Source organism: Psychrosphaera sp. HA2-10, from assembly GCF_055693745.1.
On record NZ_CM146341.1, the window covers coordinates 1,580,955 to 1,593,927 of the forward strand.

At 38.9% G+C, this 12,973-nt stretch carries 6 protein-coding genes; 3 read left to right on the forward strand and 3 right to left on the reverse strand.

Annotated features, from left to right (window positions below; all coding sequences use genetic code 11):
• The first annotated feature begins 11 nt into the window (after positions 1–11).
• Positions 12–3,272 carry an efflux RND transporter permease subunit gene (locus ACZ1GV_RS07145; protein ID WP_472673582.1) on the forward strand — a complete coding sequence of 1,087 codons (3,261 nt, stop codon included), beginning with the start codon at positions 12–14 and terminating at the stop codon, positions 3,270–3,272.
• Positions 3,253–6,336, forward strand: coding sequence for an efflux RND transporter permease subunit (locus ACZ1GV_RS07150; protein WP_472673583.1), 3,084 nt, complete (start codon positions 3,253–3,255; stop codon positions 6,334–6,336). Before ACZ1GV_RS07145 ends, ACZ1GV_RS07150 begins: the two co-directional genes overlap by 20 nt.
• 82 nt (positions 6,337–6,418) lie before the next feature.
• Here ACZ1GV_RS07150 and ACZ1GV_RS07155 read toward each other — a convergent pair whose 3' ends face one another.
• Positions 6,419–9,502 (reverse strand): efflux RND transporter permease subunit, encoded by a 3,084-nt coding sequence (locus tag ACZ1GV_RS07155; RefSeq protein WP_472673584.1) that lies wholly within the window; start codon positions 9,500–9,502, stop codon positions 6,419–6,421.
• Between the two features lies 1 nt (position 9,503).
• Positions 9,504–10,640 carry an efflux RND transporter periplasmic adaptor subunit gene (locus ACZ1GV_RS07160; RefSeq protein WP_472673585.1) on the reverse strand — a complete coding sequence of 379 codons (1,137 nt, stop codon included), beginning with the start codon at positions 10,638–10,640 and terminating at the stop codon, positions 9,504–9,506.
• Positions 10,641–10,759: 119 nt separating this feature from the next.
• Here ACZ1GV_RS07160 and ACZ1GV_RS07165 point away from each other — a divergent pair, with 119 nt between their 5' ends.
• Positions 10,760–11,641, forward strand: coding sequence for a LysR family transcriptional regulator (locus ACZ1GV_RS07165; RefSeq protein WP_472673586.1), 882 nt, complete (start codon positions 10,760–10,762; stop codon positions 11,639–11,641).
• Between the two features lie 380 nt (positions 11,642–12,021).
• Here ACZ1GV_RS07165 and ACZ1GV_RS07170 read toward each other — a convergent pair whose 3' ends face one another.
• A complete protein-coding gene (locus ACZ1GV_RS07170) occupies positions 12,022–12,807 on the reverse strand; it encodes a TatD family hydrolase (RefSeq protein WP_472673587.1) in 786 nt (261 codons plus the stop codon).
• Positions 12,808–12,973: the final 166 nt, after the last annotated feature.

A 12,973-nucleotide genomic window follows, 5' to 3' on the forward strand; every position in this document is an offset into this window, starting at 1 on the left:
AAGGAATGAACATGAAAATTGTAGAAGTTGCAATTAAGCGCCCGGTAACGATTTGGATGTTTGTCCTTGCAGTGATGCTATTTGGCATGGTGTCACTGTCAAGACTGGCGATAAACCTATTGCCTGACTTGTCCTACCCCACATTAACTATTCGAACTGATTATGCGGGTGCCGCGCCAGCCGAAGTTGAGCTGTTAATCAGCAAACCGATTGAAGAAGCTATCGGGATTGTTAAAAATATTCGCCAAGTTAGCTCGATTTCTAAGGCCGGTCAATCTGACGTTATATTAGAATTTAATTGGGGTACCGATATGGATATGGCGAGCTTAAACGTTCGCGAAAAACTAGACATCCTGCAATTGCCTTTAGACATAAAAAAGCCGGTATTGTTGCGCTTCAACCCCAGTTTAGATCCAATCATGCGGCTTGCGTTAGTTTCTGATCAAACGTCAATGGATTTAAAGTCGGTCCGTATATTTGCAGAGGAACAAATTAAACGGAATTTGGAATCAATTTCGGGGGTAGCCTCTGTTCGCGTCGGAGGTGGTTTAGAGCAAGAAATTCATATTGAGATAGATCAGTATAAATTAAACCATCACCAAATTCCTCTACAGCACATAGTACAACGTTTAAAAGACGAAAACATTAATATGGCTGGAGGAAGAGTTAAAGATATAAACCAAGATTACTTTGTAAGAACCATCAATCAATTCAAAAATATTGAAGAGATACGCCAACTTATTATCAAACAAGATAAGTTAAAGATTATTCGCCTTGGCGACATTGCTTCGGTATCCGACAGTCATAAAGAACGCGATTCCATTACGCAAATTAACGGTAACGAGAGTATCGAAATTTCTTTATACAAAGAAGGTGATGCAAACTCAGTACAAGTTGCTAAGTCCGTTTTAAACCAACTTATTCCCATTAATGAAAATTTGCCTGGCGAGCTAAAATTACAAACTATTTATAACCAAGCTGAGTTTATTGAATCGTCTGTTAACGAAGTTAAATCCGCAGGTATTATCGGCGGGTTACTCGCAATGTTGGTACTTTATTTGTTTTTAAGAAACGCATGGACAACATTTATCGTTTCTCTATCTATTCCAGTCTCTGTTATCGCAACATTTAACTTTATGTATGGTAATGGTATATCGTTAAATATCATGAGCCTTGGTGGCATTGCATTAGCAATAGGCCTTTTAGTAGACAGTGCCATTGTAGTACTTGAAAACATCGCCCGTTATAAAGAAAAAGGTATGGCACCTAAACTTGCTGCGTTAAACGGAACAAATGAAGTGGCAATGGCAGTTACCGCCTCAACGCTAACTACTATGGCTGTGTTTTTTCCATTGGCATTTGTTGAAGGAATTGCAGGTCAATTATTTAGCGATCAAGCAATGGCAATAACCTTTGCCCTCCTCGCTTCACTTATCGTATCAATAACCCTGATACCGATGTTAGCGTCTCGCGAAAAAAGACAGCACATTGACATTCCTGAAGTTGCACCGACCATAAAACCGCAGGTGGAACGTACTAAATTTGGCAAACTAATGTATTTCATTTTATGGCCATTTAAAGCCTTATTAATGGTTATTGTTTATTGGATACCTCTTTCTGTAATTATCGTTTTAAAGTCAATACTTAGACTAATAACTAAAGTGATATCTTTTATACTTGTGCCTACTGCGAAAGCTTTTAACTGGGCGTTTGAGAAGCTAGCAGCTGGCTACAAAAGTCTATTAGGCGTCGCCTTAAAATGGCCTAAATCAGTCACAGTAGCGATAATGACTATCTCCCTTGCGTCGTTACCACTAATAGGCAAATTAGGCTCTGAATTATTACCTCCTATGTCTCAAGGAGAGTTTTATGTTGATGTACTTATGCCAACCGGGACTAAGCTAGCTGTAACACAACAGAATCTATCAAAACTGTCTCTGTTAGCAGATGCACACCCTCTTGTAGAAAAAACATATAGCATGGTAGGTACTGGTAGTTTGCTTAATGCATCTCCAGCACAAAGTGGCGATAATTGGGGACGCTTAAATGTGGTCATGAAAAAGCAAACTAATAAGCTTGACGAAGAAACGGTAATTCAACAGTTGCGTGATAATTTAAAACTAATGCCAGGTGTTGTCACAACCATAGAACGACCGCAACTCATGAGCTTTAAGGCGCCAATTCAAGTGGTTTTAACTAGCTATGACTTAGACGGTTTAACATTAGCGAGTGACAAATTAGTAAATAAACTTAACGAGCATTCACTGCTAACAGATATAAACCCTACATTAAAAACCGGCAATCCAGAGATATCATTAGATTTTAATCATGCACGGTTAGCTCAACTTGGTCTCAGTGCGTCAGAGGTCTCTGAAATCGTCGCGATTCAAGTTGGCGGGAAGGTAGCAAGTAAACTGGTTGTGGGCGACCGAAAAGTAGATATTTTAGTTCGAACGGCTGAGGCTAAACGAAACTCCCTTTCTGATCTGCATCAGTTAATTATAAACCCCACTGCAGATAAGTCTGTTACGCTTGAAGATGTGGCCAAAATAACACTTACAACAGGTCCAAGTGAAATTAATCGCCTTCAACAAGAACGTGTTGCGCTAATAGATGTGAATTACAACAGTGGTGACTTAGCTGCTGCAGTTATCATCGTAAAAGAAATTATAAAAGACAGCGCTTTACCACTTAATGTTCAAACCAGTATTGATGGCCAAAATGAAGATATGGAGGTTTCATTTAACTCTTTAATGATGGCATTGGCATTAGCGGTCTTTATGGTTTATATCGTAATGGCTTCACAATTCGAATCTTTACTGCATCCTTTAATTATACTATTCACTGTGCCTTTAGCTGGTGCTGGATCAATATACGGGCTTTACTTAACCAACACTAATATCAGTGTGGTGGTATTTATCGGGTTTATTATGCTTGCCGGTATAGTAGTTAACAATGCCATTGTCCTTATTGATAGGATCAACCAATTACGAGAACAAGGTGTTGACAAGCTTGAGGCAATTAAACAGTCTGCAGAGACTCGCCTTCGTCCCATTGTAATGACAACACTCACTACCACGTTAGGTTTACTACCTCTGGCTATTGGACTAGGTGACGGTTCCGAAATGCGCACACCTATGGCACTTACCGTAATATTTGGACTCGTGTTCGCTACTGTCCTCACGTTGATCTTCATCCCATCGTTGTATTGGCTATTTGACCTTAAACAGTTTGAAGCAAAAGGAGACGAACATGTCGTTGCCATCAAATAAAAATAGTCATTCAGCCTCGTTAGCAACCTTCGCATTGCGTCGCCCTGTAACTACAGTGATCTTATTCCTGTCACTTTTAATGTTGGGTGCAATCTCAAGTAGATTACTGCCATTGGAAAAGTTTCCAGGCATAGAGATACCTGAATTATTTATAAATATTCCGTATCCAAATTCAACACCAGCTGAAGTAGAACGACAAATAACGAAACCTGTTGAAGAAGTGTTAGCTACTATCACGGGAATTCAACAAGCACAGTCTTGGTCAAGTGAATCAGGGGCCAATATCGGACTATCTTTTAAATGGGATGAGAACATAAGTGCAAAGTCTATTGAGGCACGAGAAAAAATCGATGCTATTAGAGAGCTTTTACCTGACGATTTAGAACGAATAATGGTTTATCAATTTAATACCGGCGATTTTCCTGTCTTTAATCTACGCATTTCTTCAGATAGAGATCTGTCATTTGCCTATGATCTCCTAGACAAACAACTTAAAAGGCCGATTGAGCGAGTTCCTGGAGTTTCACAAGTCACGCTTTACGGCGTGGATAAAAGAGAAATTGCTATTCGATTAGATGAGTCAAAAATAGCGGCTTATAAGTTATCTGTTCCAACGATAATCAATACTATGCGCAGCATGAACTTTAGCCAGTCGGCAGGCTTTTTAAATACCGCACAAGGTAAAATTCTTATTTCGCCTAACGGTCAGTTCAAAAGCATTGAAGAAGTTGAAAATGTGCCCATCAACGCGTACGTAAAACTTAAAGATGTTGCAAATATTAGCTACGAATTGCCTGAGCGAGAAGAAGGCCGTCACCTTCATCAAACCTATGCAATCGGTATGGATGTGATGAAAGAGTCTAGTGCTAACCTAGTTGACGTTGCAACCCGCGTAATGGCCGTTGTTGAAGAGGCCAAAACCAATCCGCAATTTGATGGTATCTCACTATTTGTTATGCAAAATACTGCTGAGGACGTCACCACATCGCTTGGAAATCTTACCGAAGCAGGATTAATTGGCGCCTTTTTATCAATTGTAGTGTTGTATGCCTTTTTAAGACATTTTGCGACAACCATTATTGTTGTGTTATCTGTGCCATTTGCCATCTGTATAACACTCGGTGCTATGTACATGATGGGATATAGTTTAAATGTGCTCTCACTCATGGGCCTGATGCTCGCTATTGGTATGTTAGTCGATAACGCCGTTGTTGTTACCGAGTCGATATTTCACGAACGTCAATTGGACGACGATATCAAACGCGCGACCGTAAACGGGGTAAACCACGTTTCTCTTGCGGTTATTGCGGGAACTTGCACTACGGCGATTGTATTCTTACCTAACATTATTGGTAAAAAAATAGACGTCACAATATTCCTTGAGCACGTCGCTATTGCAATTTGTATATCTCTTTTTGCCTCCTTACTCATCGCACAAACACTAATTCCGTTGCTAACTAGCAAGATTAAAAACATCCCGAAAACCCATACCGGTGAAGACAAGTGGCATATATATTATCGTAAAGCCCTCAACGTGGTGATGAAGCATCAGAAGAAGTCGTTTTTTGTCGGTTTTTTATTGTTTATTTCTATGGTGATACCACTAAACATGGTCTCTAGCGATGAAGAAAGTGGCGTTTCCAATAGTAGAATGTGGTTAAACTATAATATCCAAGGCAACCAAAGCTTAGAAGAAGTTGAAAAAGCAGTTGTACTAATGGAAGACTACTTATACCAAAACAAAGAACTATTTGAGTTCGACAGTGTTTATTCTTATTACCGCCCTGGTTTTGCTCGTTCAACACTAAATATGAACAAAGAGCTAACGAAATCGCCTAGTGAGATCAAAAAAGCAATCGAAGCGAACTGGCCTACTCTAGTAATTGCAAAACCTCAATTTGGTTGGGACCAAGGAAATGGCGGTGGCGTGAGAATTAGCCTCGCTGGTGCTGCGACCGAAACACTTATTGAAATAGCAGATCAAGTTGTGCCTCAATTAGCCAACATAGACGGCTTAGAAGATGTAAAGTCAGAAATTACTGGCGATCAAAAAGAAATTCAAATCATTGTCGATAGAGATAAAATACAAAGATATGGTCTGAGTAGTCGCGAGGTAGCCCAAGCGGCATCATCGGCTCTGCGAGGGATGAATTTACGAACATACAGAGACCCAAATGCCGGTGAAATTCAGGTTCGGCTAAAGTTCTCTGATGACGTAGAGAAGTCACTCGAGCGATTTAAATCAATCATCGTAATGTCTAAAGGCAATATAGATTACCGTTTAGACCAATTAGCTGAAATTACCGTAACCCCAAGGTTAAACCAAATATACCGTAGATTCCGTCAAACAAACTTAGCAATTGGCGCAAATTTAGCTGAAGGAACAACGTTAGAGCAAGCGCAAGAACGAATTACCCAACTAATGAATCAAATTGAGTTGCCAAATGGCTACAAATGGAGTTTAACCGGTAGTTTCGAACGTCAAAAAGAAGCCGAAAATGTGATGCAGATTAATATGTTACTAGCATTAATCATGATTTACATTGTAATGGCAGCATTATTTGAAAGCCTCGTTTTGCCGACCGCGGTGATAACCTCATTACTATTTTCCATATCAGGTACCTTTTGGGCGTTAGCAATCACGGGAACCAGCATGTCAGTGATGGTTATGATAGGTATTTTGATTTTAATGGGTATCGTGGTTAACAACGGCATTGTTTTAGTGGATAGAATAAACCAGCTAAGAGACGCCGGCGCGACCTTGTATGAAGCAGTTGTTGAAGGAAGCACATCTAGGTTAAGACCAATATTAATGACAGTGTCCACTACGATTCTAGGATTGTTACCTTTAGCTATCGGCGATGCAAACATAGGCGGTACCGGCAGTCCTGAATATTCGCCAATGGCTATTGCTATCATGGGCGGATTGATATTTTCGACAGCAACCAGTTTATTGCTCGTACCGTTGGCTTATGTGTTGCTTCTAAAACTTGCGGATAGAACAAGACGTTTATTCTTAAGAGCGACACAAATCACAACTAAAATAACGCGAATTAAAGTTTAACGACTTTAAATGAAATAAAGGCCTGAGCGGTTCGACAACCTCAGGCCTTTATATTCGGCAACAATAATAATTAATAAAACGGTTAGGACGGTAAGTCTTCGTTTAGTTTTGGCTTAATTAATAAATAATACATTACCGGAACAACCACTAAGGTTAGAATCGTAGCAAAACCCAAACCAAACATAATGACCACAGCCATGCTCTTAAAAAAGTCATCTGTTAATAGCGGAGCCATACCTAGGACGGTAGTAATAGCAGCCATAGAGACAGGACGGACACGACTTACTGATGCGTGAATAATGGCATCATAAAAAGAACGACCATCCTCTTTTTCCAACTCGATTTGTTCAACTAACACAATACCATTTTTGATTAACATTCCGGATAAGCTTAACAGACCAAGTAAACTCATAAAACCAAAGGCGATTCCCGTAGTTAAAAAGCCAAATGATACTCCAATAATTGCTAATGGCACGGTTGTCCAAATTACTGTAGCCAATTTAAACGAGTTAAAAAGCAAAACCGTAATAATAAACATTAAAGCAAAACCTAGTGGTAACGCACTAAAAATTGGCTGTTGAGCTTTTTTACTGGCTTCGAACTCGCCGCCCCAAGTAAGCTCATAACCAACAGGTAGTTTAATTTTTTCTATTTCAGGTTTTACTTTAGCAAATAGCTGCGCCGCTGTTTTATCCGACAATATGTCGTGATCCGCCATGACTGTTAAGGTTCGCTTTCTATCTCGACGGTTAATAATAGGATCTTCAAACTCCATTGAAAACTCTGAAATCACTTTAGATAAAGGCACGTACTGAGCTAACACTGGCGAATATATTTGCATATCCTCTATGCTATCAATCACATTTCTTTGTTGCTCTGGCATCCTTACTACAATTGGTAAACGCTCAGTTCCCTCTCTGTAAACGCCCACTGTTTTACCAATAAAGTTTGTTAGTAATAGATCATCCACTGCCGATTTTGTGATCCCCACTTCTCGAGCGGCAATTGCATCAAACTTTGGTCGCATGACCTTAGTCATATTTTTCCAATTATCCGAAATGTTTTTAGCATCCGGCTGAGCTAATAATATTTGTTTGGCCTCGTCGGCTAGACTTCTCAGAACCGCTGGGTCTGAGCCAGAAAAACGGGCTTCAATTTTTGATGCTTGTGCAGGACCAATTTCAACACGTAATAGCTTTGACTCAAGTTCAGGGTAATTATTTTCAATATAGCTTCTAACCGATTTCATCACTGGCGTTAATTGTTCTTTGTCATTAACCCGAACAATTAATTGTCCATAGTTGCTGTAGTTTAGCTCCATATTATAGGTCAGCATAAAACGTGCTGCCCCACGCCCTATTGTATTTGAGACAAAGGCTACATTTTCATTTTCCATCACAGCTGCTTCCAAGCGTTTACCAGTTTCTTCAGTCGCTCGAATATCAGACCCTTGTGGCAATCGATATTCAACATAAAACATGGGTAAATTAGACGCTGGGAAAAACGATTGTTTAACGGCACCAAAACCTATAACAGCGACGACAAATAACGCAAACATGGCTAACATTGTCGTCTTTGGAAACCTTAACGCTTTTGATAAAAAGTTTTTGTACGATACATAAAGTTTGCCAGCATATGGGTCGCTTTCTTCGTTATCATCATTCGTTATTTTTGCCTCTTTAAACAATAGACTTGCGTAAAATGGCGTTATGGTAATGGCCGTAACCCAACTTAATAGCAACGATATAAGTAGCACGTAAAACAGAGAGCCGGCAAATTCGCCCGTCGCATCTGGTGACAATCCAATTGGCGCAAAGGCAATTATTGCGATAAAAGTAGCTGCTAATAAAGGCCATTTGGTCTGACGAACGATTAAACTCGCTGCGTCTGCTTTGCTCATCTTTCTGTGGATACCAACTAATACACCTTCAACAATGACAATTGCATTATCAACCAACATTCCCAACGCAATAATTAATGCCCCTAAAGAGACTCGGTGCAATTGTAAGTCTAGAATATGCATAAAAATAAATGTGCCTAAAACAGTCAATAATAATATCCCACCAATTAACAGACCTGTTTTTACACCCATAAATATCAGTAAAACGATAATGACAATAACAACAGCTTCAACCAAACTTTGAATAAATCCTGATACAGAATTTTCTACTTCTTTGGGTTGGTTATAAACCGTGTCGATATCCATACCATAAGGTCGTTGCAACTCCAGCTCCTTGAGCTTTTCGGAGACTATCGCACCTACATCGACCACATTTGCACCTGAAGTAAATGATAATCCTACGTAAATTGATGGCGCACCATTGTGGCGTACTATATGACTTGGCGTCTCGTCGTAATCTTTATAAATTTCTGCGACGTCAGACAAAATAATTCGTTTTGATTGACCCGGCGGACTAATTACCAAGTCCCCTAACTCTTGAACCGAGGCAAACTCGCCAGTTGGATCAAACCTGATTTTTTCGTCTCCAACTCTTACAAATCCAGCGTTCGACACGACGTTCTGTTGGGCTAATAACTGATACAAATAATCAGTTGAAATACCAAGCGATACCATTCTATTTTGTGACATTTCAATGATAACTTGCTCTTGCTCAGTACCTACAACCGTGACTTTGCCTATCCCTTTGATTAAAACTAACTCACGACGAATATAATCAACGTAATCATTTAATTCATCGTTAGTGAAGCCGTCTCCAGACACAGCTAATAACACACCAAATACATCACCAAAGTCATCTTTAACTATTGTAGGCGCGGTCCCTGCTGGTAACTGTGGACGGTAATCGTTTATTTTACGGCGCAACTCATCCCAAATTTGTCTGAGCTCCGCTTTTCGATACGTTGACTTCATTTCAACGATAATTTGTGAGATACCGGCACTTGTTATCGATTTCACGTTATCAACATAAGCTAACTTTTGAATTTCATTTTCTAGCGGGTGGGTAACTTCTTCCTCAACTTGAACGGGTGAAGCTCCTGGGTACTGAGTGATTACAATTGCTTGTTTTAAGACAAATTCAGGATCTTCTAATTGACCTAACTGAAAGTAAGAAATTGTGCCGCCGATAAGTAAAATTAATGCAAATAACCAAGAGGTCGTCTTTTGCTTAACAAAATACTTCGCAATATCAAAACCATCTGACATTTTACAGTCCTCTCTCTTGCTTCCATTCTGAAACACTTTGTCCTTCAACTAGCAAATGAGGACCAGCCGCAATCACCTTATCGCCTGAGATGAGCTTTCCAGCCTCTAACGCTTTTATTACCATTCCACTTTGTCGTGTTTCAACTACTTCAACAGCAACAAGCTCGGTGCTCATATCTTTTCGTACTTTCATAACAAATTGGGTATTAGTCGCTTGGGAATCTTGTACTTTGTTATTTGGCACAAATACCGCTGATATTGGGACAATTAAGGCATTTATATCACTCGCTAGCAATTTATCGAGCTCAACTTCAAGCGCACCTGTCATGCCAGGCAACACATTAATATCTTCAGGTGTGGGTAACGAAAACACGACTTGATAAGACTTTGTCGCCGGATTTGGGATAATGTCATGTTCCTTAAGCGTTACTTTATATTTATTTTGTTGATTGCCATCAAAAATTAGCGTTGGCTGATACGTTTGTGCTTTAGTTGATTTTGGCAATTTAATCATCAATTGTTCAGGTACTTGAATTACTACGTCAATTGTTTCGCGCCCTTGTAGCTCCATTATTGGCTGTTTAGCCTGGACAAACTCAAACGCCTCTACATTAGTGTGAGCAACTATGCCGCTAAATGGTGCTTTAATTACAGAATACTTAAGGTTGTTTTTTGCCGCATCAAGTTGCGCAGAGGCAATGTCTAATTCGGCTTTAATTTGATCATATTCCGCAGACGAAATAAGTTTTTCTTTTAACAGCTTGTCTGCTCGTTCAAACTGAGAGCTAGATAATTTGAAACGGGCTTGAGCTTGCTTATGCTGGATAATAAAATCGCTATCGTCGAGTACGGCTAACACATCGTCTTTGTTAACATTTTGTCCGGCCACTACTTTAATTTCGGCAATTTCGCCGTTTACTCTAAAAGCAAGGTGAGCATAAGTTGATGGTTCCACTGTCGCTGGAAAAGTCCGAATAGTATCTCCACTAACTTGTTTTACCTGGGCTAATTTGGCAGGTCTAACTGTATTCGAAGGTATCTCAAGGTCTTTCTCTTCTTTAGTGCATCCTGATAAAACTAATTGTGAGCTAATAATAGCGACTAACGAAATTGTGTTGAAAAGTTTAAAGTAACTCATTGATTAGACCTTATATTTATAAGCGATTTGTAAGATTTTATCACCTATCTAGATAATTCATATTTATATTAAATTAATAAGAGTATAAGATTTATTTATACTCTTTGGGATTATCAATAATGAAACTAGAACAATTAGAAACTTTTGTAACTATTGTTGAAACTGGCTCCATCAACGCTGCAGCGCAAAAATTATCCAAAACGCAACCTGCAATAAGTATGACTATAAAAAGACTAGAAGAATTTATCGGTTTTTCACTTTTTGACCGAACAAATTATAGACTTAAACCAACTGAAAAAGGATTGACCTATTACCAAAAATCGAAAGCGATATTAGATCATCTTCACGAGCTAAGTGAATTTACCACCAGTGTTAAATCCGGTATCGAGCATGAAGTTGCTATTGCTATAGAAGACACAGCTAATGTCAGCTCTATTTTAAGTACCCTTCAACCTATCCAAAATCAATTTCCTGACACCGAACTTATAATTGAAACAGAAAGTAGACTTAATAGTTTATCCAGGCTATTAAATCACGAAGTTCAACTGGCAATAACGCCTTGGTTATTGACATTTGCTAGTGAGGGTGACTTTCAGTCTAAAACAATAAAACCTATGTCTATGTTTTATTGTGTGCATAAAGATCTTGTTGCACCATTCGGGGTTCATAAATCTGAAGAACTGAACGAGTCTATACTTCGAAAATTACCTCAGTTATTACCAAGGGAGTTTGGAGTAAACTTAAATCAGGCAAAAATAATGAAACCTATTGGCCGTAGCATAGTTAAAGTAAATAACTTGACGTCAATGTTATCGGCACTTCATGCCAAACTAGGTTGGGGCCCGATAACAGATGGCTATTGGGATGAAATAATGGAAAGGCACTTTTTACGATTCCCAATTGATAAAATGTCGTCACCTATTATTAGCGAGATTAGAATCATAAAAAATCGCTACGCTACATTAGGACCTGTCGCTGAAAAAATATGGCAATCGTTTTAGAAAAAAAACACATTTTGTATCAATTTATTTACAAAGGGCGCTTTTTATCTTTATTTTATTTGTTCAACAAGCTGTGCATAACCTGAGGAAAACCAGTTTAAAAGCGGGGTCTAACTTTTTTTCCACAGTATTAAACCTTTGATCACAACTAGTAAAAAAATCAGAAAGGTCAACTTTCATTTATCGTCTTATTGGGCTAATCTAATCAACAGTAGTCAATTTATTAACATGATTTGACAGAAGTACAGAGATGTACTTAAAGTTTAGCGCACGGCTCTAAAAGAGCCATTCCCTCGCCCAGATCAGGAATCGTTCTGGGCTTTTTTTTGTTTAAAATTCAACGTTAATGAATCAGCAAAGTTGTTCGTGGACGAGAATATTTATAATTTGGCTGTGGTAAATAGATCTTTGAAGTTTTGCGTCGTTTGATTTGCAACTTCTTCAACAGACACTCCTTTTAATTGAGCAACAAACTCAGCGACATGCTTGACATAAGCAGGTTGATTTTGTTTGCCTCGATAAGGAACTGGCGCTAAATACGGAGAGTCCGTTTCTATTAGAAGTCTGTCTAATGGCATTTTGCGAACCACATCTTGTAACTCTACAGCATTTTTAAACGTCACTATGCCTGAAATAGAAATGTAGAAGTTTAAATCCATAGCTTGTTTTGCCATTTCCCATGACTCTGTAAAGCAATGCAATACGCCTCGACATTTGTCTGCATTGTGCGCTTTTAATATTGCTATTGTATCTTCCCTTGCGTCACGAGTATGGACAATAATAGGCTTGTTTAATTCATTGCCGACTTCGATGTGGTGAGCAAATGACTTTTGCTGTTCTGCAATAGAGTCTTTTGAGTAGTAATAATCCAGACCTGTCTCGCCTATTGCGACTACTCGCTTATCTGAAGCTAATGACGTTAAATCGGATAAACTAAAATTTTTGTCTTCTCCAACGTGTAAAGGGTGAACCCCGCAAGAGAACGATACATTAGGATACGCTTCTGACTTTGCTACCATCTCAGGGAACTGATCCATTGAAATCGCAACGCACAACATATGTTCAACGCTATTTGCACTTGCGTTATCGAATAAAGCTTTAAAATCGATGTTTTCTTTCTCAAGATCAATTCTGTCTAAATGACAGTGTGAGTCTACAAAACGCATAAATACCTCTAAATTAAATATCGACTATAATTATCTTACAAAAGAAGTGAGAAAAAAAGGCAAATGGTTCGTACCTCCTACAAAGTTTATGAATTTATTGCTGTATATAAAAATCACACCGAATAGTGTTTACATACCGAGCGGTCGGTATTACAATTCTGCTATT